We start from the raw sequence: 22,435 nt of genomic DNA on the forward strand, positions 1-22,435 counted from the left end.
TATCGATACAATATTTGTAGGGTGCGCCATCCTCTGACCCTGCCAAACAACGGGTACAAGCCCCGACGCGAGCGTCAGGGTCTATCCCAAAATTTTAGATTAAATTTCGAGAACCCAGATCCAATGGTGCAAGTAAATCTAAAATAGAAAATCGAAAATCGAAAATCGACAGACGCACCCGATAAGCAATGCTTTTTGAGCATAATTTTGGTCAAGAATTTGCCAAGGTAAGTTGCCGCGAATTCAGTAAATCGTGGCGGCGAATTGCTAAAGGGCGAGATCCTTTTACATTCAAATATTTCTCAGCTACTTGCAAAACCTGTTCGGGATTGGGCGGCTTGGTCAAAAAATCGGAAGCACCTGTAAGTTTCGCTCGTGCGCGGTCAATTATACTGTCTTGACCGGTCAAAAACACGATCGGAGTTTCCCGAAAACTCGGTGTTTTCCGCAAAAAATTGCACAAAGCAAAGCCGCTTGTCTTCGGCATCACCACGTCCATAAAAATTAAAGCAGGCTTCTGTTTGGAGATGATGCCCACTCCCTGCATCGGGTCTTGAATTTTTAGGACTCGATACCCCGCCGGCAATAAAATTTGCTCCAAAAATTCGCATACTGTCGGACTGTCATCGATACAAGCAATCAAAGGGCGAACTGACCCAGCCATCGCCGCAGCAAGGCGCCACTGTTCTATAGGCGACGGCAAATCTGGTACTGTTCGGAAATTTACTAAACCCTGCTTCATGTAATTAACTAGAGCGCGAGTTGCCACTGTCACGCACTGCTTTTTCTTAAGTGCAATATCCCAAAGAGTATTCTCGCCGTTAAATACGTTAGCCAAAGCTATCAAAGAATTAGAACTAAATCGATTTTTATGCAACTCGGCCGACCCTTTTAAAAGCGGTGCTTGTTCGGGCTCTACCAGCCACAAACCCATTCCTTTCCACTTGTGCCAAATTTGTTCTGTAGAACACAGAATTTGATCTACTTCTGTTACAGACAGCAGCAAAGAAGAGATAATTTTAGAAAAATATTTTTCCGACGGACGCCACTCCCGGCGCAAACCCGATTGACCGATCAGAGCAAAGAACACTTCGGAAATGCTGCTGTGGACGATCGCCTTAGCTTGTTCCAAACTCATTTCGCTGGCAGCCAGCCCTTGCTGAAGCAGTTGATATTCCCAGAGTTCCCCAGCATTGAGGTCTCTGAGATCCACTTGAAAGTTGCGACAGTGTTGCCCGATCGCCCTGTACCAGCGCCTCGCTCTGTGCGCTCCTCCTGTCGCATAAACCAAACTACCCTGAAAAAAGTAAAGTTGCCACTGTTGTTCGCCTTGCTCTAACAGCAGTTTCCCCGTTGCTTGTTTCTGGCCCAGCACTGCCAGAGTATGAGACAACATTTTGTACCCGATTGCGGTAGCAGACATATCAACTCGCATCCCCTGTACTCCCGTTTTTCCTATTATATAGCTGCTGAGTTGTGGAAAAAACAGTAATATTACTGAATTTTGCTCAAAAAAAACACTTAATGCTGCGAGTTTTACCCCCTCAGGTAGTGATACCAGTTCCCCAAAATAATGCAACTGTATGCCAGCTCGAAACCCTTAATTCATCAGGCATTCCCAAATCTCAAATCTAAAATCTAAAATCTAAAATGGTATGATTCCCCTCAGGAGTTTTAGCCATGAGGATGCAGCGCCTATTTGCACGATTAACTAATAACTAAAATCCTGCTTCTCACTAATAACTAATTCCCCTCGCTATCTTTGGGAGGTACTGGATCGTAACCCCCAGGATGAAAAGGATGACAGCGCAAAATCCGCTTAACTGCCATTGAGCCACCCCGGGCCGCCCCAAATCTTTCTATAGCTTCGATCGCGTATTGCGAACAAGTTGGCTGAAATCTACAGGCGTTAGGCAAATAAGGAGAAATCCCCATTTTGTAGCCTCGAATTAATCCGATCAGCAATACTTTCACAATCTTGACCTCAGCGTTTGATTAAATTAATCGCAAAATCTTGTCCCATACCGCTGAAAGCTAGGTTAATCCACAGCATCCCCAAAGGTTCCAACAATCTAGCTTGTTTGAGTGCCCCTGCATCTACAACTTCAAATCCGATATCTTCCGCAAGATTGGTGACAATTTTCTTCGCATCTGCATTGTCTCCGCAAATAAAAGCAGTAGCTGTTTGCGAACCGAACTGCAAATTTTCAAAACAGCTCGCGCCAATGTTATTAAACGCTTTCACAACTTGCGCTCCGATCGCCAATTTGGCAATTTCTTCGGCTGCGGAGGTAGTGTGTCCGATTGTCAGTCCAGCAGCAAGTCCAGCGGGTGTCATCTCGATCGGGTTTGTAGCGTCAATAATAATTTTGCCAGTCAAATCTCCCGCAGCGGCGATCGCCTCTTGCGTGCCATTCCAAGGCGTAGCTAAGATCAAAACTTGACCGTGACTTGCAGCTTCCTCCACGCTAGCCGCTCGTGCATTTCCTCCTGTAGCTTCTACAGCAGACTGCACTTTTGCACTCTGCGGATCTCTGACGCCAAATACAATGGAGTGACCTTTTGCTGTTAAAATGCGTCCGAGAGTTCCGCCAACATTTCCCGCGCCAATTATACCTATTTTCATTTTTACCTCTTGGATAGCTAAAACACAATTTGAGGAGACAATATGGTACTTGTTTCTGAGGAAGCTACTTGACCGATACCTAAAAAGTTACCATCAGGGTCGTAAACTTGCAAGGGATAGGGAGGTTCGGGTTTTAAGTTGTCGGGGGGATGTTTGCTACTTTCCTCCCCTTCTACCGGCGTTTCGGGAATCGGGAGGCGCTGTCCTTGAAACCAGCGTTTGGTATATTCCGGCGAAAGGACGATCGCGCCTAAGTGTCCCAAAACCGCTGATGGCAAAATCGGGCTGAATGTATTCTCCTGCAATTGCAGTTCTAATTCTGCAAAACTGAGACTTTGGTCGATCGAGAAACCGCTGCTTTCGGTACGGGTCAAATTAGCCAAAGTACCGCCTGCATTCAACACGGCGCCCAAGTCCCGCGCGATCGCCCGAATGTAAGTACCGGCCCCGCAGGCGATCGACAAATCCAATTCCGGAAAATCCCCCGGCCGCCAATTCAAGATTTCCAGCCGAAAAACCTCGACATTCCTAGCAGCAACTTCCACAGTTTCGCCTTTTCTAGCTAACTCGTAAAGTCGTTTACCTCCGACTTGAACCGCACTAAAACTCGGCGGAAATTGAGCGATTTTTCCGATAAAATTCGGCAGTGCGGCTTGCACTTTTTCTAAAGTCAACTCCGGCACCGGTTGAGAATGCAGAATTTCTCCTTCTAAATCGTCGGTAGCGGTAGTTAAGCCAAACCGAATCGTACCTCGGTAAGCTTTGTTGTGTTGGAGGAATTGCAGCAGTCTGGTGGCTCTGCCGAGGGCGATCGGCAAAACGCCAGTCACAGCAGGATCGAGGGTTCCTCCGTGTCCGACTCGCTTGAGTTTCAATATTCGGCGCACTCGCCCCACGCAGTCGTGAGATGTCATGCCCGCAGGTTTGTTGAGATTGAGAAAACCGTCAATAGTCATTAGTCAGAAGGAAGAAGGAAGAAGTCATTAGTCATTGGTCATTAGTCATTGGTCAAACAGGTCATGGGTCAAACAGGTCATTAGCCATTGGTCATTAGTCATTGGTCATTAGTCATCAGTCATTGGTCATCAGTCATCAGGAAGAAGGAAGAAGGAACTAACGGGTTTAATGGATAGAAGGAAGAAGGAAGTTCGGCCACGGATTTTTTAACGGATGCAAACGGATAGAAGTCCGATCGAAGTTGGGCTTGCGTCGCAGTGTAGGAAATTTAACGGATAGATGGAAGAAGGTAGAAGGAAGATGAAAAGTTTTGAGATTGCTTTGTTACTCGCAACGCGAAAGCCATGCTAGAGTTGAAAAGTTCAACATTCACAACTTAAAACTCAAAAGTCCCCATGCCCTTTTTCCCCATTCCCTTTTTCCCCATTCCCAATTAAAGAATAAAGTCCGCCTGACTGATAGAAGTGCGGGGAACTCCCAATAAAGTAGCCAGAGTTTCCTTGGTGCTTGTAAGCTGAATAATTGTACTCGGCGAAGTTCCTGGCCCAGCGGAAATAGTGAGATCGGCAAAGGTGAGGCCGGCACTCAAGCGAATTCGATCGCTCGCATCGGTAAAATCTGTAATCACATCCGCCTCTGTCAAACGCCCGATCGCAAAAGTATCATTCCCGGCGCCGCCAGTTAAAGTATCTCTACCGCGATCGCCCGACAAACAATCATCGCCGATGCCGCCCGATAAACAGTCATCGCCGGCCCCCCCAAACAGCGTGTCATTCCCCGCGCCACCCAACAAAGTATCGCTGTCTTGGTTGCCAAACAGCAAATCATTGCCCTCATCGCCGCTTACCGAGTCAGCACCTTTGCCGCCGTATAAAGTATCGTCGCCCGCGCTGCCAAAAACGCTGTCGCGGGCTGCACCGCCGAACAGCAAATCATTGCCCTCGCCGCCGCTTACCGAGTCGTCGCCGTCCTCGCCGTAGAGGGAATCGTTTCCCCCTAAGCCGAAAATGCTGTCTGCCCCACCCAAACCGAATATCAAGTCAGCGCCTGCAGTACCGCTGAGGGAGTCGGGGCCGCTGGTGCCCCTCCGGCCGTTAGCTGCCCCTCCGGGACTGGTACCCCCGCTGCCGGGGGTTGGGGTTGGGGTGGTGATGGTGATCCTAGCTGGTACTGCTGATGGCATGATTTTGAAGAGTGGTAGAAATTTGCCATTCTAACTTAGCTTAAAATCGGAAGTTATCGAAAGTACCAGGAACACTCTGTGTCTTCAGGCGGGGAATCGGTCAAAAATCTGTTAGCAGCGTTGCTTTTTTGAGGATAAATTAAATTCCCGTTCGCTGGCACAGTCCTAGCTGCATATTTTATCTTACTGTCATTTTATTTTAGTTAGATTTGGAAGAGCTTATTACAGCAAAACTTCCAGCCGCCAACCCCAAGTTTGAGTCTCAGGCATGAATTTTTGGGTCGAGCGTAATTTCAAAGGACACGGCGTTCTTTTCTCAGCTATCATTTTGAGTAGTGGCTGGCTAGATTGGGTATTCATTCCCTTTATCATCTTTGACGAAATGGGCTTGCCAATCAATAGTGACGATCGGTAGTCTGGCAGTTTTCTCAATCAAACCCGATGATTTTGTTGGCAGCGAATCGGAGTATGAAAGGCGAGAAATCTCGGGAAAAAGTGATGCGCGAGGAAATTACTTCTACATCATTCCCCGTGATTGCTATTAGCGATGCTGACCGCTTGTTGAATGACTCTGAATATCGGCAGCGTTGTGCGATTCGTCTGGTGGAAATTGTGATTGATGAACTTTTTAAATTATTCGGTAGCGACACGGCGCCGTGCCCGTTGCTGTCAACAAACACGTCAAACGCAGTCACAGAATCTTGTTTTGTGACTGGGTTCAGCTCCCCGAAGGAAGAGCCCCCTACTCCCCGCTCCCTAGGGGGGGACAAGAAGCATTCAAACTCCCCCAAGGGCGAGGGGGAGTAGGGGGTATGCGAGGGGGATCGAGAGTAGGCAACAAACGAGAGATACAAAGAACTTTAGCGTTAAGTTGACACCAATTGGCTGAGCCTAAGTCCCTACAATATTGTAGTAAGAGGCAATTTCATATCCTACAATATTGTCGGCGACAGATCTTCGATATCAAGATTTGTTAAAAATTTGCAATTGGGCAATGACAGATCGCAAAGATTTATCTAAAATTGGAACTAAACCCAGAAACTGAAGGTAAGAAAATGTCTGAACTTAGACAAAATCTAATTACCAGAGATTGGGTAATCATCGCTACCGAACGGGCGAAAAGACCGGATCAATTCGCCAACAAGAAAAAGTTGATGGTAGCAGTGCCGCCTCACCGCGCCGATTGCCCGTTTTGTGTGGGAAATGAGGAAGATGGAACTTTAGAAACTTTTCGTTTGTGCGATTCCCTACAAGATAGCTTCCCCGCGCGCACGGGATGGAAAGTCAGGGCAATTGGCAACAAATATCCCGCCCTCTCCCCGACAGCAGAACCGCTCCGGATCTCATCGGGAATTCACCGCATGATGTCGGGAATCGGCTTTCACGAAGTAATTGTCGAACACCCGCGACACGATTTGACGACTGCTTTGTTGAGCGTAGAAGAAGTAACGGACATACTTTTAGTATACCGCCACCGCTATTTAGAAATTAGAAAATATCCCCACGTTGAAACAATTGTTATCTTCAAAAATCACGGGGAAAGTGCCGGAACTTCTCTCGAACACCCTCACTCGCAGATAGCAGCGACGCCGGTTGTACCCAGCCAATTTCGCAGCCGCATCGATGCAGCAGTTCGCTATTTTGACGACACGGGAGAATGTCTGTTTTGCCGCACTTTGGAAGATGAGTTAGCGTCGGGTGAAAGAGTGATTTTTGAGAGCGAATATTTTGTGGCTTTTATTCCTTATGCTGCGCTTTCACCGTTTCATATCTGGATTTTTGGGCGCCGGCATTCGTCTTCGTTTGATGATATTACTGATGCGGAAATTACGGATCTTGCTGATACTTTGCAAACTGTACTGGCTAAGCTTTATTACGGATTGAACGATCCAGATTATAACTATAGTATTCGATCGGTACCGACAGCGGAACAGGCGACCAAATATTTTCACTGGTATATCGCAATTATTCCCAGAGTGACGAAGCAGGCTGGGTTTGAGTTGGGTAGCGGGATGTTTATCAATACTGCTTTGCCAGAGGAAAGTGCCGAGTTTTTGCGATCGACCGAAATTCCTAGCGACCGTAATTTCCGCCTCACCTAATGTATCATAAATTACAATTGGTTGAACGATGTCCGAGGGGAAGACGGGAGAGGATTTGATGATGTTCAATCATCTGTTGAAATATACAATTTAAATGCGCCGCAGCTTAATTTACGATCTAAAATAATGAACGTACAAATACTTATGGATTAGACCAAACTCACAATAAATTTTCGACATACTGCCAGCAGTCCTCGCTAAAATTAGCTTTCAACATATCTCTAATTTTAGCATCGAGCGACAATCTCGCCTCGCCAGAGTCCCCACTCTCGCCGATTTCGCAACTGTCATCAGATAAATGTTCTTGAAGGCGGGCGAGAGTCTCGGCGAAATTAGCCAGAAAATAATGTTCGTCCACCCAGGCTGTCGGATCTGGTATTGCTGCACTCCCAAAAGCCCGATCGACTAAATCTTGTTTTGCAGAATCATCAGTCTGGTTTTTCATGGAGTCCATTTAGATATAATTTGCAACTTATCCCAATTTTAAGCTTAATTTTGAATGATTGTGCGATCGCGAGCGGCGCACCGCAGTGACAAATTTGTGTAATTTGTGCGATCGCGATCGAGCTTGTTTTGTCAGTCCAGTGGTATTATACCACGTCACAGTCGGCGATCGATAATTTTTACCTCCGGCCAAATAGACTTGGGCACCATTCCGTGAACTCCTTTGTGGGGATTGTTGACAGCCTGCGCAATCCTAAAATTTACGGCGATGGAGCACAAAACATAAGCATCTTCTTCTTTGAAACCCGCAAAAGTTTGCAGCCAATAAACCGTCTGTTTTACTGTAAATTCAACAGCCTCATCCAATGTTCTACCGAATCCCACAATCACAATATGAGTAGGCGTTTCAGCAAACGCAAATATTAGAAACAAGTCCGGGCGCAAGATAATTTGAACAGTCCAGTTCATCGAAGTTTCAATCGCAGTACCGTCAACTTCGCCGTCTCCCTGTGCGGAATGTCCGTCGCCAATTGACAGTAAACCGCCGCGCATAAAAACAGGTAAAAATAACCGCGTTCCCGGTTGCAGTTCGGGGTTGTCCATATTGCCGCCGTAGCGGCCAGGAGGAATAGAAGAACGGTTAATTTCGGGAGCGGCGACGCCGATAATTCCGAAGAATGGATGCAGGGGAATTTTCACGCCGCTACCTGCTGGAAATTCCGCAATTTTTTGCTCTAAATCTAGGGGAATAAACCGCAATTTTGGTTCGGGGAAATACTCGGGTAAAGCTCCCCATCCGGCGCGAATTGCATTGAATCCTACTGGTAAACTCGGGTAAACTTCCTCGATGCGTACTTCTAAAACGTTTCCTGGTTCGGCATTGTTAACATAAATCGGGCCTGTTAGCAAGTGCGGGCCCGGGCCGACTTTGCGGTTGTCAGGTAAATTCTGACAAATATCTAAAAATTCGGGGGTGAGAAATTCCGGCGGGGCGGGGAAAAAGTCACAGTAATTGGTGCAATTAGTCTCTCTTCGAGTAGTGGCATTAATGACAATAGATAACTCGATGGCGGGACCAAGCATTTGAAGTATTTACCCTTGAAATGTTGGGCCCCACGATTGTGGTCGGGAGCAGTAGTAGTTATGGATAATTTACCCGCTCATAAACTAGCTTCTATTAAGCCTATGATTGTCGTGGTGGCTGCTTCCATCTTATGTTTGTCCCCCTACTATCCTGATTTTAATCCGATTGAATTATGGTGGTCTCAGCTTCAATCTTTGTTGCGACAGTTTTTACCCACCACTACTAAAATGGTTGACACCATAATTGCTGTGGCTCTTGACTTAATGAATCCCAACCATCTCAAAAACTGGTTTACTAATTGCTGCTACTCTACCTCATAACATCCGGAAGTGCTGTATCTGCTATCTCCACAAGTGCTGTTTTTGTGGAAAATTGGGCTGAGGCAAGTTTTGAGTTCCCTTGTTATCATTAGCCATTTTTTACGCATCCCAATTAATCAGTAGTGGCAGATGACTTATGTATTGATGATTCCAGTATAGAAAACTTAGGCCACAACAATCATTGGTAGTTTCAGACAAGTTGAGTTGGTATTTTCGGTCATCAGCATTCCACTTTTCGGTAATCAGCTTGATAGGGTCTTGCCTTTGCAGGTTAATCGCCCAAACCCTTGATGGCTATCAGGTTGGCTGTGGGTTGAGAAGCTCCAGTCGTGACCGGTTAAGAAAGTGGAGCGAATGTCTATGAGCCAATCTACGCAATTCAACAGAGAATGGCTGTTAAAGCCATCTTAAATTAGTGGGATTTGTCAGGAGAAAGAGCCGCCTGAACATCTTGATAAACAGAGCGTAAATGTTGGAGTAACTCTTGTTGGGACAACTCATGAATCTGAAGCTCTCTGATCAAGAACGCCAGCCTTTGTAAGGCACCATTGTGAATTTCTGCCTCAAGCAGCTCGATTAACTGTTGCTGTGTTAGCAGTTGTTGTTCCAAACAACGCATTCGTCGCCACCAACAAAGTCCATGATAGACAACGCACGCAATTAATCCGGCTGTACCAAACATAATTAGGCTGGACACAAGAGTTATCTGATCCATTAGTCTTCCTCCTTCCCTGCTTCATCAAAAAAAAGGTGAAGTCTAACCAGACTTCACCTGGCTTAAATTAGGAATTGCTAAGTCAGCCTTATTAACTTTTCCGGAGTGCTTCTTCTAAAACTGACTAGGTATTATTCCTAACAATTCCATCAGTGCTTAAAGCCAAAATTGATGGGGTTTAACAGTGGCTTCGGAATCAGGCATGGGGTTTTTATACCGCACCGCCGATTTCAGGTTCCCCAAAATTTTTCGATCTATGTGGCGCGAAGCTACAAATTAGCAATTGCAGCATTTAACGCCAGGAGATGTTCATCTGTTTTATCCAGGCTGCTTTTTGTCTGGGTTGTCTGGTTGGCAAAGGACAAATAGTCTTTTAAGGCTTGTTGTTGCACGGCTTGCAGTTCGGGTGTAGGTAGAGGTTTACGCAACTCATTAGGAATAGCGTCGTTAAAGAGATGGCTCACCAGTTGAGAGTACAATCTAAGTTCAGAGTTCCTGACGTTGTCTAATTCCTGCTTTCCTCTAGCGGTACTGTAGTTGTAAAGTTCTGCTTCCATACCTTTTGTTTGAATATCGATGGTGCCAGAACGCCAGAAGTTATAAGCTCCTAGTTTCGCTTTGTCTGTGCGATATCCAATCACATGATTTGGAGCATCGCCGGCGAGTAGCAAAGCGCCCAACAAATCTAAGATCAGTTCATCTGTCGTATGAAGAATGTAAGGGCGACCTGACGCATTTGGTTGGCGCAGGATTTGGGCAATATCCAAGCGTGTCTTTAAATGCGAGAATGCCCGTTGGGTACGCCATCTATTATCTCCACTAGCGAGGGTAAGTAACAAGGGAACAATATCTACGCTAGAGCAAAGTTGTGTCCGTTCTGTTCCTGGGGTGGAAACCCACTGTTTAGTTGGGTCTTTGATGTAAAGAGGAACGTTAATTGATTCTTCATAAACACCACCACTTTTACCGCGCAACCCGTGAGAACCTCCATACTCGCCGTGGTCTGAGGTAAATACGACGATCGTATTTTGGGCAAATGGGGATTTTTCTAACATATCAAGTGCTTTCCCGATTTCAGCGTCCACAAATTGTTGGAATAGTAGGTATGAATCCAACAGTTTCAGCCAGGGTTCTCCGAATTTTGGCGGTAAGTAGCCAACCCCTAAGTTTGCTGCTCGGCGGAATGCTTCTTGCAAGCGGGGCTTTTTCGCTAACCCGATGGGGTTTTCAAAGTTGGGAATTCTATCTTTGAAGACACTTGGCGGGTTGCTTTCTGCGGGTATTTCCTTCGTTCCTTGGGGGTACCAAGAAATGTCATGGGGGTTGATTAAGCTGATGGTCGTACACCAAGGAGTATTTCTGGCTTCGTTGGAATTGAGCCACTCGGTAAACTGTTCGGTGGATTTAATTCCTTGAGGAGGCGTACCGCCTTTGACAATATAAGGGTCTACTTCTAAACCTTCTCCGGGATTACCATTGGGGGAAGGATAAGTTCCGCCACTAAATCCGTAGGGTTCTAGGGAATCTCCGGTGGATAAATGCCATTTACCAAACCACCAGGTACTGTAACCAAAGTTCTCTCGCAACAGTTTTCCCCAGGTAGGGAAGCCAGCGTTAAGGCTTGGCGCTGGCGCTTTAATGAGTACACTATTCCTACCACCCTCACCATCATTCAAATGTGTATCCATCACAAACGTTTGGTGGGAGTATAAACCTGTCACCAATGTGCCGCGAGCCGCAGTACAGGCTGTTGCTGCTGTATAGTATCTTGTGAAGTTGACTGAACTCTTCCGCAATTTTGCGATCGCGGGTAGATATTTGTCGAGAGTGGCTTGTGCTGGAAACCATTGGGGAGTGCGTAGTTGGTCTACGACAATCACAAGGATATTGGGCTTTTTATATCCCGATGTTTGTGCAATTGCCGGAGTGTCGGATTTATTCAGAAGCTGAGACCCAAGTAGCGCAGCTCCTGTCATACCAGTTGCTGATAGAAATGTTCGTCTTTTCATGTTCTTGATTTAATTTTACGAAACATAAGAATTTTGTCCGGTGAAGTCTAATCAGACTTTACCCTGCCTAGGCATTAGTAATTGCTTTGTCAGCCGTGTTAGCTTTTTAAGAGCGCGTCTTCTAGAACTGTCCAGGTCTTATTGCCAACAATGCCATCAGCACTTAAATGGAAATCGGATTGAAATTGTTTCACTCGCGTCGCGGTTGTATTGCCAAAGTTGCCATCTATAGCAATCGTCGTTGTCCCTGATTTCCCTTGTCTTTTGGCTTGATTGAGCCGCGCCTGTAGATATTTCACTTCCGAAGGATTGTTGCTAGAGCTTTGGCTCAAGGTGGAGTGCTGCTTCTGGGAATAAGGGACAATGGCGTCGAGGTAACTCCAAGTTGGTGACCCAACTATGCCATCAACTTTTAGGCAGCAATCGGCTTGAAATTTCTTGACGTATTCTTCAGTAATATCGCCGAAGTAGCCATCAACACTAATAGAGCTGTGGTAGAAAAGATTGAGTTGTTCTTGCAGGTATTTAACGTCACTATTGTTGCTACCTTTGCTTAAGGTGGTGTAAGCTTTCATCGTTTTATTTCCTGAAATCGATGTGTGTTTTCTTTGATGATTCCAGTATCGAAAAACTAGGCAGGCAAAAGCATTGGTAGTTTCAGACAAGTTGAGTTGGTATTTTCGGTCATCAGCATTGCACTTTTCGGTAATGAGCTGATAGGGCCTCGCCTTTCCAGGATTAATTGCTAGCGGCTGTAAGCGTCTCTCGCGGGCGTAAGATCGAATTGTTGCGTCCAGGTATAGGTAATGTCCCATAACTCCACCCAAGAACAGCAAGTAGAGATTCTGATTGTTGATGACCATCGCCTGCTTCTCAATGGAACGATTAGTCTGGTTGGCGATCGCTTTCCTAGGGCACAAATCCGCTCTTGCCAAACCGTCCAGGACGCTCTAACCGAAGTGAGAAAGCATTTGCCTGACTTGGCGATCGTGGATTTGTCCCTTCCAGAGATATCAGGAACGGCTGCCAATGTTGAGCAGGGATTGGGGTTGCTCAAGGTCTTGATGCAGGATTATCCCCAGCTAAACCTGATGGTGCAAAGCAGTAATGTCAAGGCATTAGTTCGCATCATGCCTGAAATTGACAATCATCAGGGCGGATTTACGATCGCAGACAAAAGCCTGCCAATAGATACCTTCCTGACCCGGATGGAGTGGGCTATGCAAGGTTTAACCCATACCAAAGACCTGCAAACCGACTTGGAAGTGAAACCCGAATGGTTGGAGGTAATGCGGCTCGCTTTTGAGGAGGGGCTTCAGGATAAAGCGATCGCCCAAACTATGCACAAGTCCGAACGGATGATTCGCCACTATTGGTCTAAGATTCAGGATGCACTCTCAATCTACCCGGAAGAGGGTAAAAATATGCGGGCACAAACCCAAATTCGTGCCCGTAAAATTGGATTAATTGACTGAACGGGCAATGTCTACGATTAATGAGCCATATAATATTTTAATTTTAAAGCGCCGAGTCGTGCTGGCCATGTTGAGTTTGGCGACGATTGGCGCAACTATTGCTACATTTCTGCACCGACTGCAACCACATCCTTATTTTATTTATCTGATTACACCTCCGTTGTTGGCGATCGCCTGCCTGATTTTACTGATTCGTCTCTACAAAAAACCAGAGAGCTTGCAACAAGTGATAAATCTGGCTTTATTAGCAGGGGTACTGTTTGTAGTGGTTCCCAGTTGGTTATATACCCTACAAGCGATCGTCTCATCGGACACCACCCTCGTAGGTAGTCTGCCCCCCGTAACACCAGCGTTGTTCGTGTTGACACTGGTGATGCTGATCGCCCTGCGTCGCCGCCAGCAATTGGTTATTGCAACTCTCATTGCTTGGATGGCGATCGCTGCCCCAATTCTCACCTATTTGCTGCTGCACCCGCCAGAACTTCGCACTTCGCGAGGATTGGATTTATTCATCTCCCTCGGCCCAACAATGGGGATACAAATTCTCCTCATTCTGTTTTATAACCGCGTCCAAGATATCGTCGAGGGCTTATATACCGAGCGTCTCCAGTACTATGCTCAAATTGTCGAGCGACAGGCGATTCGTCAGCAGGCAATGGAACAAGCCTTCACGCAAATCCACAATGGCCCTTTGCAAACCTTAGCTCTCCTCCTGCGGGATATGCAGCAAGAACAGATGCCATCTCAACAATTGTTCCAACGCTTGCATGACCTGAATGCAGAGATCCGGGCAGTGGGGCGCAGTCTCACCGATGAAGCGGATTCAGAGCAACACTCAGCAGCCGTTTTAACCAGCCTAGAACCCCCTAATTCCGAACAAACTCTCCGTCTGGGGGAAGGCACTTGTATCGATCTCAACCGCCCCCTGCATAATTTATTGTATGAAGTTTATGCCATTACTTTGAAGCGCAATTTGCCCTATTTCCAGACCATTCAAGTCAAAGTGCGGAATTTCGCCCCCATCGAGCAAACTAACCTCACCCTGGAGATAAAGCGGGATTTGTGTTTGTGGTTAGAGGAAGCTTTATGTAACGTGGGGAAACACGCTCTTGGAACAACTCGAATTGTCGTGACGGGAGAACATCACCAGGGGCAATATGTTCTCAAGGTGCAAGACAATGGCGCTGGACTTAAACCCGAACAAGGACAACAGGGAACAAAGCACTCTCACATTTTGGCTCAACGATTGGGGGGACAGTTTCGACGAGAATCTTTGCCCAAGGGAGGGGTGATTTGCGAACTTTCTTGGTTAGTGAAGCCATAGCTATTGTTGAATTGGATTGGGTTTTACTTCTGGCCCAAGTTAGGGCAGACTGTCCTGTTCTTAACAATAGTGCAAGATGTAAGATTAAACCTTCTCTTTCGCAGGCGGAACCAAACCGGTTTTATTCAAACCCGCATCAATCTGCCTGAGCAATTTAAAATCGTCTTCGGGTAAAGAATTAACAGGCGAGTGTTTTTCCAGAAACGAGAATGCTTGGCGAAATTCGCGGGGCCGAGAGTCGATCGCGCGATCGAAGTGACAAGGTACAATCCTCTCAAAGTCCCAACTCGCGACTTTATCCACCCAATTGAGAGTCTCCCTCGGCGCGCGGTTGAGAATCAGAGTCTGCAAAACCGGCGCCACCAACAACCGCCCTCCTCCGCGCAAAGCCTCGAACGATCGCTCCCAATCTGTTTGCCACTGGAACGGATACAATCCAAAATAAGCTTTTCTCGATCGTTCTGGCGCTTTGAGGGCGCTAGCTAACACCCCCGACCACGGCCGCACGTCCAGCACGCTAGGGCGAAAATACATGGCAAATAAGGCGATTCTCTGCCATCCTTTGCGCCGATTTTCGTGGGTGTCTGCCACCACATCCGAGGCGCTGTCTTTGGCGTGAAACAGCAGCGGGTACGAGTCGAGTTGGACGATCGCGGGCGGGTTTTCGGGAATGGAAACGACGGAATCTGTTAGCATTAGCGTGCGCGATCGCCTGTGAAATAACGCAACTTCCGCAAAAAAGCCTAAACCGAGGTCGAGCGGGCCCAGGATTGCCCAGTCAAATTCACCTGCAAGAGGCGTGTTGCTGCTGTCAGAGGGCAGTACAGAGGTGCGTTTAGCCGGCAAACCCAGCCAACTCAGAGGCAAATTTAGCGGAAAACTCCACTGCTTGGGGGCGACAAACACCTGCGCTTCGGGAAAACACCTCGCAAACGGGCCGACAAACACTTTGTGTTCGATGCCCGAAACCGTTGTCAGCAGGATATACTTAACCTCGCCGTGTTCTGCGACTAACTCGTTTACTAAGCGGATGCACTCGGGAGTCGGGGCGACGGGGGCGTAGACGAGAAGGCCTTCGGGTTCTAGTTTGATTACTGTCATCCGCACCGGCACAATTACGTAGAAAATGCCTTGCAGTTGGTCAAAAGTCCAGATTGTGTCTTTGACTATTTCTTTGCGGATGGTGCGCCGCCTGCTGTAGGGATAGATTGGGACAACCGGCCAAAATGCCCATGAATAGTCCCGATTGTCAGTCTGTGCTGATGTTGGTGTGCTTTCGCCGTCTGTCACTGGTGCGACTCCTTGCCGATTTTTTGTACGTGCGTGCGATCGAACTATTTTTATCTTATTTCACTCGTGTTGCGCGGATTCGAGGAGTTGAAAAGGGGTTATGGGCTATCGGGCTTTTGGAATACTCAAGCAAGAATTACGCATGGGGGCTAGAAACCCGGTTTCTACGAGTTTTGGGACGAGTCACGAGAAATAGAAGGAAGAAACCGGGTTTCACCAGGCCTGGGTGCGAGAACTATTAACTCAATCGGCGTAAGTCCCACGCTATAACGGTACTCCGTTTAGCGCGGGGATATAAGCCGAGCAAGGTCTGTGAAAAAGATCGACAATTCCCGGATTTTCTAACAGAAACGTGTAAGATATAAGTGGTTGCGACCCACCCACTCGACTGCAAACAATAGGTCACAGTAGCAGTAATATGCTTACCAAGGATAACTGCGAGAGAAAGGGGGAAAGAACAGACCGCTGGTTGGTAAGGTAACGCCCTGCTGTAAAAAATAAGCCATGTTTGTTGCACGAAGAAAAATTTTGCCTTGGGAAACAGGGCTTCTGCGTGGGTTCCCTACGAAGGGATAAAGGCTGCAAAGCCAGAGATGCTGTGTAAGACTCGGATCGTCTTCAGTGACGAATACTCGGTAACGGGTATTCCCAACAGAGCAATGGCAGATGAGACACGAAGCCCGAACTATAACGGTACTCCGTTTAGTTTGGGTATTTCACACCAACTGTTCAGGATCGATACCTAGTTCCCGCAACCGCGCCGCTAGCCTTTCCTCTCGCTGTTGAGATTCTATCAGTTGCTGTTGATATTCTATCAGTTGCCGTTCCGCCACCGTTGCTCTTTCATCCGGACTCAAAATCAACCCTCCTTCCGCAGTAAACCACCGCAGCCACAAACGATTCATACTCTTATAAGTACCTTGCCACAAACCTAAACTCAACTGCAACTCAGGAATAAATAACCGCCCATCAATTAATTCTGCCTGTTCATAGTGGCCTCCTACAAGATGAAAAGCTCGCAATTCATCCGTGTAGCGACTGAACACAAAATAGTAAGGAATCCGCAAAATTTGTTCGTAAACTTGCCACTTAGTCGGCGGTTCCCCAGCTTGCTGAACAGTCCGCCCCAAATCTTCATCCTCAGTTCCCGGCGATAGCAATTCCACCACCACAAACGGATTTACCCGTTCTTGCCAAACTACATAACTCAAACGCATATCGCGCCCTTGATAAAGCCTGGGCACACCCACCGCAGCAAACCAATCTGGGCGTTTATGCCAGCGCGGCTGTGTTGCATCGTAATACAAATTTAGGTCACTGGCTGTAAATACTTGCTCCGCATCCCATCCAGGTGGCAAAAACGTGAATTCCAAGAGTTGCGGCTGATCTAAATGAAATGTATCTGGCAAACCGGGCTCCTTTGGGTCTTCGCTAGGTAAATCATACATTGTTGGCAAACTCTGCCGGGGGTCTAGAGGCGGTTCAGTTTGAGCAGGCGGGTAAGTCGGGAATGTCATAATGAATTCTGAGGTTGCTTATCCTGATATGATTATAGCCTTGTGAGAATGTCTTGGATTGCCAAAGAATTCCCATTAACTCTCAATCACAAATCTACAATCAAAACTCCTAAATCGATATGACTCAAAACTACCGCATCACTCTTTTACCAGGAGACGGCATCGGCCCTGAAATTATCGCTGTAGCGGTAGATGTCCTGAAACTTGTCGGTCAACAATTGGACATCGGCTTTGAATTTCAAGAAGCTTTAATGGGCGGCGCTGCTATTGACGCAACAGGCAATCCGCTGCCAGAAGAAACACTGGAAAAATGCCGCAACAGCCATGCAGTATTGTTAGCAGCCATCGGCGGTTACAAGTGGGACAATTTGCCCCGCGAACAGCGCCCGGAAACTGGATTGTTAGGACTGCGCGCCGGATTGGGATTGTTTGCAAATTTGCGTCCTGCGACTATTTTACCGCAATTAGTTGATGCTTCTAGTTTGAAGCGCGAAGTTGTCGAAGGCGTGGATATTATGGTGATCCGCGAACTCACTGGCGGCATTTATTTCGGCAAACCGAAAGGCATTTTTGAGACGGAAACCGGGGAAAAACGCGGTGTGAATACGATGGCTTACACCGATTCGGAAATTGACCGCATCGGGCGCGTGGCTTTTGAGACGGCCCGGAAGCGCGGAAAAAAGCTGTGTTCCGTTGATAAGGCGAATGTTTTGGATGTTTCGCAACTGTGGCGCGATCGTATTATTGCCCTTTCTTCAGAATACCCCGATGTGGAACTTTCTCACCTTTATGTTGACAACGCCGCCATGCAGTTAATTCGCTGGCCGAAACAGTTCGATACAATTGTCACTGGCAATTTATTCGGCGACATTCTTTCGGATGCGGCGGCGATGCTAACTGGTAGTATTGGAATGCTGCCTTCTGCGAGTTTGGGTGCCAGCGGGCCTGGTGTTTTTGAACCAGTACACGGTTCCGCGCCGGATATCGCCGGACAAGATAAAGCTAATCCCATCGCCCAAGTTTTAAGCGCGGCAATGATGTTGCGCTACGCATTAAATCAGCCGGAAGCTGCTAATAAAATTGAGCAAGCAGTTGTGGCAGTTTTGGATCGAGGTTATCGCACTGGTGATATCATGTCGGAAGGCATGAAACTCGTCGGCTGTCGGGCGATGGGCGATGCTTTAATTGAAGTTTTGCAAGGTTAATCGAATTGCGTGGTAGGGACTCGTGAGCCAACAATCAACGCCGAAAACAGATAATTTCCTAAACCCGCCCCCACCCAATCATTAATTCAAATGTACCGATTTGTAGGGGCCCGTGAGCCAACAATCCCGCCAAAAATCCATCATCTCATAAACCCGCCCCCACCCAACCATTAATTCAAATGTACGATTCATTTATAGGTGAAATGTTCATGTAAACAAGGGCGAAGAGGGCGGGTTTATGAGATTTTTTTATGGGTTTCATAGATGTCGGCGAACCCGCCCCTACAACAATTTGGACTTAACCTTCGGCTGTCAACATATTAAATTGCTCGGTATCTATGCGGTTTGCTCGATACAAAATCTCAGCTATTTCCGAAAGTGCTAGCACAGAATGTGCGCGATAACCGTTAGCCTGCAATTTATCTTTAACTCCCTGTTCGTGGTCGATCAAAACCACAATATCTTCTACATTCAACCCAGCAGATTTTAACTTTCCCGCACCTTCCATCACGCTTTTACCGCTAATCAAAATATCATCTACTACGACAATCGTTTCTCCAGGCTGAAAATGCCCCTCAATTAACTTACCCGCGCCGTAAGTTTTCACTTCCTTGCGCGGGAAAATCATCGGGCGTTCCATCCGCAATGCTAAACCGGTTGCTGTGGGCAAAGAACCGTAGGGAATTCCCGCAATGCGATCGAATTTTAAATCCTTGAGAATGTCTGCATAGGCGCTGACAATTTGATGGAAAATTTGCGGAATTGAGATGATTTTTCGCAAATCAATGTAATATGGAAATACGGCGCCCGATGCTTGTACGTGGTCGCCAAAAACTACGCAGCCGATGTCATAAAGTTGCAAGATTAAATCGCGGTTGGGTTCGGGTTGCAAAAAGCAAACATCCGGTAGCCACAATTCGCAAGTGGGACTACCTTCGATCGCCCGCAGCCTCTGTTCGTTAATATTATCCCGCAATTTCTCGATTTCTCGGCGCGGCTCTTTCGCCGCCAACAAACTCGGGGGCACAGGCAGCAATAAACCCTCACCATTCTTGCTTAAACCGGCCGCCAGCAGTTGCGCGAGGTCGTTTTCTTCGGTCAAGTCATTTTCTTCGCCGATGTCTCCTTCGACTAAAATCAGGCGTTCGGGAGCAGCTTGGCGGATGCGCGCCAACATATCCGGCATTACTCCTACTTCTAAACCGAGTTTTTCGGGAGTTCCCCAAGTTTGAGATACTCGGACTAATTGCAAGTATAAAGGGTTTTCTGCTGTCGGGTATTCTTGCAAAGCCGCCGCTGACGGATTGGCAGTTGCACAGAGCACAAAAACTGTTTTTCCGGCGTATAATAAAAATGGCGCTACTTCGTCGAATCCGGCATAGGGACTTAAGGTAATAGCGTCAAATTGCCAGTCTTGAAATACGGTTTTGGCAAAGACTGCGCTGGTGTTTAAATCGCTGTGTTTGGCATCTAAAATTACGGGAATGTGAGGGGGAATAATTGTTAATATTTGTTGCAGCAGTTGGCAGCCGGAAATGCCGAGAGATTGGTAAAAACCGAGGGTGATTTTGCCGGCGCAGATTAAATCCGATGTTTGGTCGATCGCACTTTTGAGCCTTGACAACAAATCTGTTACAAAACTTTGAGTTTCCTCGACAGTCATCGAAACCAGTGCTGGCAAGGTTTCTGGGTCGGGGTCGAGGGCTAAATACAGCAGGCTTTGATTGATTTCAACAGCCGCTAACAGTTTATCAAAAAAGTTGGTGCGATCGCTCATAGTTCGTGAGGGAGGTAAGGGAAAATTACAAATTTGCATCTGAAAGTGGGATTAGTGTTGTGCCGGAATAAACCGCTCCCCGTTGAAGTTTAAATTAAGAATCTTTTATAATTGTAGAAGGTAAAGAGCATGAAATCTGTAACTTTGGGAGCAGTTTCATTCGGACTGATATTCGGGTTGGCGGCAGCGGTGATTGCAGCGAACCCCCAGCAAATCAACCAGTTGCGGCAAACTAACCAATGTCCGGGATGCGATTTGAGAAGCATTCCCCTCCAGCAAGCGAGTTTAGCAAATGCCGATTTGCAAGGGGCCCATTTGAGAGGAGCAAATCTCAGGGAAGCTAATTTAGCTGGGGCTTCTTTGAGCGGGGCTTCCCTCAGCGGGGCTTCTTTGCGCCAAGCTAATTTAGCAGGTGCTGATTTGACTGAGGCTAATTTAACCGGAGCCGATTTGACGGGGACAAATTTGGAAAATGCTAAGCTTAAAGGCGTGACTTGGGTTGACGGTAGTATTAAATAAGCTGTACTGTATTATTAAAATTGAAATTTTGGGCGCTGCTCAAAGCCCACCCTACAAAAATTTCCATAAAATAAGTGTACAAGTTAAATGCGCGACAACTTAAAACAAACAGTTAAAGCAATGCCCGTCTTAGAATGTGGATAGTAATGAATGCTAAATTCGATCGACTTTTCGACTTGGGATGAGTTGCTAAAACGCTACGTTGACGCTGGGGGCCGCGTCAATTACCGGCGCTGGAAAGCTGAGGGGGCCGATGTTTTGAGCAAGTGGCTGGGAACTTTAGCGGATGTAGATTTAGCTGGTATGACGGATGCGGATGCGCGGCTGGCGCTGTGGCTGAATGCGTACAATGCGATCGCAATTTCTCAAGTGATCGGAGTATACCCGATCGCATCCATCCGTCCCAAAGTTTTGGGAATTCCAAATTGGCTGGCTTTTTTGGATTTCTTCACCCGTTCCAACTCGATTATTGGGGGCAAAAAGTACAGTCTCAATCAAATCGAACACGCAATTTTGCGGCCGGAATTTGCGGAACCGCGCATCCATTTTGCATTAGTTTGCGCTTCTGTCGGGTGCCCGCTGCTGCGCCGGGGGGCTTATTTCCCGGAGTCGGTACGGACTCAACTAGAAGCGGATGCGAGCCGTTTTATTCACAATCCTGATAAGGTGCGATATGATGCCCAGAAAAAGACGCTTTATTTGAGCAAGATTTTTAAGTGGTACGGCGAGGATTTTGTAAAGGCGGCGGGTTCGGTGGCTGAGTATGTGGGCGGTTATTTGGGGCCGGAGGCGGCTGTGGGTGATGGATGGGCGATCGTTTTTTTGCCCTATGACTGGAATTTGAATCGGGTTGATGGATAAAATTTGCGCCTAGGGATAGGTGTTTTTTTGAGGGGGTAATTTTTTTAGTCTGTCGTTACCCCTTCAAATTGCCAGATTCAACAGGGCGATCGGATGACTCCGAGGCGATCAGATGATTTTGAGGCAACAGGGTGATCGACTTGCTGGCACGTCGGGCACGGCTGCACGTTCGGAGCGCTGGCACAGTCGGATAGGTTGGCACTGTTACAGGTCTTTATGTAAAGAGTTGATGTTTAAGTATCTTTACGGTAGACACTGAATTGAAAAAAGGTTAAATTATGCAATAGGACTTACTTGTAATCCCTTTCTTTTGGAGAAATGATAAATGTCTAATCATAAAGATAACTCTGAAGATAAAGCAGAGGCAATTGGGTATGTAGCTGGTGGTGCTGTGGCTGGAGCTGGTGTAGCTGGTGCAGTAGGTGGGATGGGTTTAGCTGTTGGCGGAACGGCTGTTGCAATTGGTGCAGCACCCGTTGTTGCTGCTGGTGCTGTTGTCGGTTTAGCAGCATACGGACTCAAGAAATTGTTTTTTAATTAAAATTAAACGAAATTTTATTTTTTCAATTTACTGGGGTAAGTTATGTTGCTTACCCTATTTTTAATTGTTTAACAAGGTCTGCTATGAAAGTTTTTAAAAAAGAACAAAATAGGTGTTATGGATAAATCTATAATTTTTGAAAAAGTTAAAAAAATTGTTGCTGAGAATCTAGAAATCGAACCTTGTGAAGTCACACTCAATACTGATTTTACCGAACATGGTGGAACAATAGATGATTATTATGCGAAACCATGGTGGGAACGAAGCATTTCCAATTGTCTTTATATGGACATAGACAAAATAGAGATAATCATGGCATTAGAGGAAGAATTTGACATTGAGATACCCGATGAAGATGCGGAAGATATAAAAACCGTTCAACAGGTTGTTGATTACATTTACAAAAAACTTGTAGTTTAAAAAGCAAAATTAATCATATCACGAATTTACTCTATTCTGATGGACTGAGAATAGTTTCAGGCTTTA

At 46.7% G+C, this 22,435-nt stretch carries 23 protein-coding genes; 10 read left to right on the plus strand and 13 right to left on the minus strand.

Going from position 1 to position 22,435, the window contains the following annotated elements; genetic code table 11:
- Positions 1 to 211: 211 nt before the first annotated feature.
- The 5 genes from QUB63_RS04615 to QUB63_RS04635 all read right to left on the minus strand — a co-directional run bounded on the left by QUB63_RS04615 (position 212) and on the right by QUB63_RS04635 (position 4,766).
- On the minus strand, positions 212 to 1,423 hold the full coding sequence (locus tag QUB63_RS04615) for a response regulator (RefSeq protein WP_332943620.1): 1,212 nt from the start codon (positions 1,421 to 1,423) through the stop codon (positions 212 to 214).
- Between the two features lie 320 nt (positions 1,424 to 1,743).
- A complete protein-coding gene (gene yidD / locus QUB63_RS04620; RefSeq protein ID WP_332943621.1) occupies positions 1,744 to 1,974 on the minus strand; it encodes a membrane protein insertion efficiency factor YidD in 231 nt (76 codons plus the stop codon).
- A 10-nt stretch (positions 1,975 to 1,984) separates the two neighbouring features.
- Positions 1,985 to 2,668 (minus strand): NADPH-dependent F420 reductase, encoded by a 684-nt coding sequence (locus QUB63_RS04625; protein ID WP_442921757.1) that lies wholly within the window; start codon positions 2,666 to 2,668, stop codon positions 1,985 to 1,987.
- A complete protein-coding gene (gene truB, locus QUB63_RS04630) occupies positions 2,644 to 3,582 on the minus strand; it encodes a tRNA pseudouridine(55) synthase TruB (RefSeq protein WP_332943623.1) in 939 nt (312 codons plus the stop codon). The genes QUB63_RS04625 and truB overlap by 25 nt, the downstream gene beginning before the upstream one ends.
- 434 nt (positions 3,583 to 4,016) lie before the next feature.
- On the minus strand, positions 4,017 to 4,766 hold the full coding sequence (locus tag QUB63_RS04635) for a calcium-binding protein (protein WP_332943624.1): 750 nt from the start codon (positions 4,764 to 4,766) through the stop codon (positions 4,017 to 4,019).
- Between the two features lie 468 nt (positions 4,767 to 5,234).
- Between QUB63_RS04635 and QUB63_RS04640 the strand changes: the two genes are divergently transcribed.
- Entirely contained in the window at positions 5,235 to 5,573 is a 339-nt protein-coding gene (locus tag QUB63_RS04640; protein WP_332943625.1) for a hypothetical protein, read from the plus strand.
- Between the two features lie 248 nt (positions 5,574 to 5,821).
- Positions 5,822 to 6,868: a galactose-1-phosphate uridylyltransferase gene (galT, locus tag QUB63_RS04645; protein ID WP_332943626.1), complete on the plus strand. Its 1,047-nt coding sequence runs from the start codon at positions 5,822 to 5,824 to the stop codon at positions 6,866 to 6,868.
- 160 nt (positions 6,869 to 7,028) lie between these two features.
- Here the strand turns inward: galT and QUB63_RS04650 are convergent, their stop codons facing one another.
- The gene (locus tag QUB63_RS04650; protein WP_332943627.1) at positions 7,029 to 7,322 is read right to left on the minus strand and encodes a hypothetical protein; all 294 of its coding nucleotides are present in this window, start codon (positions 7,320 to 7,322) and stop codon (positions 7,029 to 7,031) included.
- A 146-nt stretch (positions 7,323 to 7,468) separates the two neighbouring features.
- Positions 7,469 to 8,395 carry an acetamidase/formamidase family protein gene (locus QUB63_RS04655; RefSeq protein ID WP_332943628.1) on the minus strand — a complete coding sequence of 309 codons (927 nt, stop codon included), beginning with the start codon at positions 8,393 to 8,395 and terminating at the stop codon, positions 7,469 to 7,471.
- 36 nt (positions 8,396 to 8,431) lie between these two features.
- Between QUB63_RS04655 and QUB63_RS04660 the strand changes: the two genes are divergently transcribed.
- Positions 8,432 to 8,716, plus strand: coding sequence for a transposase (locus QUB63_RS04660; RefSeq protein ID WP_332943746.1), 285 nt, complete (start codon positions 8,432 to 8,434; stop codon positions 8,714 to 8,716).
- A gap of 412 nt (positions 8,717 to 9,128) precedes the next feature.
- Here QUB63_RS04660 and QUB63_RS04665 read toward each other — a convergent pair whose 3' ends face one another.
- The 3 genes from QUB63_RS04665 to QUB63_RS04675 all read right to left on the minus strand — a co-directional run bounded on the left by QUB63_RS04665 (position 9,129) and on the right by QUB63_RS04675 (position 12,255).
- Positions 9,129 to 9,413 carry a hypothetical protein gene (locus QUB63_RS04665; protein ID WP_332943629.1) on the minus strand — a complete coding sequence of 95 codons (285 nt, stop codon included), beginning with the start codon at positions 9,411 to 9,413 and terminating at the stop codon, positions 9,129 to 9,131.
- A 287-nt stretch (positions 9,414 to 9,700) separates the two neighbouring features.
- Positions 9,701 to 11,440, minus strand: coding sequence for a sulfatase-like hydrolase/transferase (locus tag QUB63_RS04670; RefSeq protein ID WP_332943630.1), 1,740 nt, complete (start codon positions 11,438 to 11,440; stop codon positions 9,701 to 9,703).
- A gap of 98 nt (positions 11,441 to 11,538) precedes the next feature.
- Entirely contained in the window at positions 11,539 to 12,255 is a 717-nt protein-coding gene (locus QUB63_RS04675; RefSeq protein ID WP_332943631.1) for a peptidoglycan-binding domain-containing protein, read from the minus strand.
- On the opposite strand from QUB63_RS04675, the gene QUB63_RS04680 reads away from it, so the two are divergent.
- Entirely contained in the window at positions 12,247 to 12,915 is a 669-nt protein-coding gene (locus QUB63_RS04680) for a response regulator transcription factor (protein WP_332943632.1), read from the plus strand. The genes QUB63_RS04675 and QUB63_RS04680 overlap by 9 nt on opposite strands.
- 7 nt (positions 12,916 to 12,922) lie before the next feature.
- Positions 12,923 to 14,239 (plus strand): hypothetical protein, encoded by a 1,317-nt coding sequence (locus QUB63_RS04685; RefSeq protein WP_332943633.1) that lies wholly within the window; start codon positions 12,923 to 12,925, stop codon positions 14,237 to 14,239.
- Between the two features lie 84 nt (positions 14,240 to 14,323).
- Here the strand turns inward: QUB63_RS04685 and QUB63_RS04690 are convergent, their stop codons facing one another.
- Together QUB63_RS04690 and QUB63_RS04695 are read right to left on the minus strand one after the other, a co-directional pair.
- Positions 14,324 to 15,529: a DUF4336 domain-containing protein gene (locus QUB63_RS04690; RefSeq protein WP_332943634.1), complete on the minus strand. Its 1,206-nt coding sequence runs from the start codon at positions 15,527 to 15,529 to the stop codon at positions 14,324 to 14,326.
- Between the two features lie 716 nt (positions 15,530 to 16,245).
- Positions 16,246 to 17,046 (minus strand): Uma2 family endonuclease, encoded by an 801-nt coding sequence (locus QUB63_RS04695; RefSeq protein WP_332943635.1) that lies wholly within the window; start codon positions 17,044 to 17,046, stop codon positions 16,246 to 16,248.
- A 119-nt stretch (positions 17,047 to 17,165) separates the two neighbouring features.
- Between QUB63_RS04695 and leuB the strand changes: the two genes are divergently transcribed.
- Positions 17,166 to 18,251: a 3-isopropylmalate dehydrogenase gene (gene leuB / locus QUB63_RS04700; protein WP_332943636.1), complete on the plus strand. Its 1,086-nt coding sequence runs from the start codon at positions 17,166 to 17,168 to the stop codon at positions 18,249 to 18,251.
- Positions 18,252 to 18,549: 298 nt separating this feature from the next.
- On the opposite strand, the gene QUB63_RS04705 is transcribed toward leuB, so the two are convergent.
- The gene (locus QUB63_RS04705; RefSeq protein ID WP_332943637.1) at positions 18,550 to 20,028 is read right to left on the minus strand and encodes a bifunctional orotidine-5'-phosphate decarboxylase/orotate phosphoribosyltransferase; all 1,479 of its coding nucleotides are present in this window, start codon (positions 20,026 to 20,028) and stop codon (positions 18,550 to 18,552) included.
- A gap of 129 nt (positions 20,029 to 20,157) precedes the next feature.
- Between QUB63_RS04705 and QUB63_RS04710 the strand changes: the two genes are divergently transcribed.
- From QUB63_RS04710 to QUB63_RS04725, 4 genes are all read left to right on the plus strand, one after another.
- Entirely contained in the window at positions 20,158 to 20,547 is a 390-nt protein-coding gene (locus tag QUB63_RS04710) for a pentapeptide repeat-containing protein (protein WP_332943638.1), read from the plus strand.
- A 150-nt stretch (positions 20,548 to 20,697) separates the two neighbouring features.
- Positions 20,698 to 21,408, plus strand: a complete 711-nt coding sequence (locus QUB63_RS04715) for a DUF547 domain-containing protein (RefSeq protein WP_332943639.1) — start codon at positions 20,698 to 20,700, stop codon at positions 21,406 to 21,408.
- A gap of 325 nt (positions 21,409 to 21,733) precedes the next feature.
- Positions 21,734 to 21,949: a hypothetical protein gene (locus QUB63_RS04720; protein ID WP_332943640.1), complete on the plus strand. Its 216-nt coding sequence runs from the start codon at positions 21,734 to 21,736 to the stop codon at positions 21,947 to 21,949.
- Positions 21,950 to 22,066: 117 nt separating this feature from the next.
- Entirely contained in the window at positions 22,067 to 22,369 is a 303-nt protein-coding gene (locus tag QUB63_RS04725; RefSeq protein WP_332943641.1) for an acyl carrier protein, read from the plus strand.
- The last annotated feature ends 66 nt before the right edge of the window (positions 22,370 to 22,435 follow it).

Source organism: Microcoleus sp. ARI1-B5 (assembly GCF_036705795.1).
In the GTDB taxonomy this organism is placed as follows: domain Bacteria; phylum Cyanobacteriota; class Cyanobacteriia; order Cyanobacteriales; family Microcoleaceae; genus Microcoleus.

Coding starts and splice junctions, on each gene's coding strand:
- QUB63_RS04615 (WP_332943620.1), bottom strand. CDS start 1,423: ATGTCTGCTACCGCAATCGGGTACAAAATGTTGTCTCATACTCTGGCA.
- truB (WP_332943623.1), bottom strand. CDS start 3,582: ATGACTATTGACGGTTTTCTCAATCTCAACAAACCTGCGGGCATGACA.
- QUB63_RS04635 (WP_332943624.1), bottom strand. CDS start 4,766: ATGCCATCAGCAGTACCAGCTAGGATCACCATCACCACCCCAACCCCA.
- QUB63_RS04640 (WP_332943625.1), top strand. CDS start 5,235: ATGAAAGGCGAGAAATCTCGGGAAAAAGTGATGCGCGAGGAAATTACT.
- galT (WP_332943626.1), top strand. CDS start 5,822: ATGTCTGAACTTAGACAAAATCTAATTACCAGAGATTGGGTAATCATC.
- QUB63_RS04650 (WP_332943627.1), bottom strand. CDS start 7,322: ATGGACTCCATGAAAAACCAGACTGATGATTCTGCAAAACAAGATTTA.
- QUB63_RS04655 (WP_332943628.1), bottom strand. CDS start 8,395: ATGCTTGGTCCCGCCATCGAGTTATCTATTGTCATTAATGCCACTACT.
- QUB63_RS04670 (WP_332943630.1), bottom strand. CDS start 11,440: ATGAAAAGACGAACATTTCTATCAGCAACTGGTATGACAGGAGCTGCG.
- QUB63_RS04680 (WP_332943632.1), top strand. CDS start 12,247: ATGTCCCATAACTCCACCCAAGAACAGCAAGTAGAGATTCTGATTGTT.
- QUB63_RS04675 (WP_332943631.1), bottom strand. CDS start 12,255: ATGGGACATTACCTATACCTGGACGCAACAATTCGATCTTACGCCCGC.
- QUB63_RS04685 (WP_332943633.1), top strand. CDS start 12,923: ATGTCTACGATTAATGAGCCATATAATATTTTAATTTTAAAGCGCCGA.
- QUB63_RS04695 (WP_332943635.1), bottom strand. CDS start 17,046: ATGACATTCCCGACTTACCCGCCTGCTCAAACTGAACCGCCTCTAGAC.
- leuB (WP_332943636.1), top strand. CDS start 17,166: ATGACTCAAAACTACCGCATCACTCTTTTACCAGGAGACGGCATCGGC.
- QUB63_RS04705 (WP_332943637.1), bottom strand. CDS start 20,028: ATGAGCGATCGCACCAACTTTTTTGATAAACTGTTAGCGGCTGTTGAA.
- QUB63_RS04710 (WP_332943638.1), top strand. CDS start 20,158: ATGAAATCTGTAACTTTGGGAGCAGTTTCATTCGGACTGATATTCGGG.
- QUB63_RS04715 (WP_332943639.1), top strand. CDS start 20,698: ATGCTAAATTCGATCGACTTTTCGACTTGGGATGAGTTGCTAAAACGC.
- QUB63_RS04720 (WP_332943640.1), top strand. CDS start 21,734: ATGTCTAATCATAAAGATAACTCTGAAGATAAAGCAGAGGCAATTGGG.
- QUB63_RS04725 (WP_332943641.1), top strand. CDS start 22,067: ATGGATAAATCTATAATTTTTGAAAAAGTTAAAAAAATTGTTGCTGAG.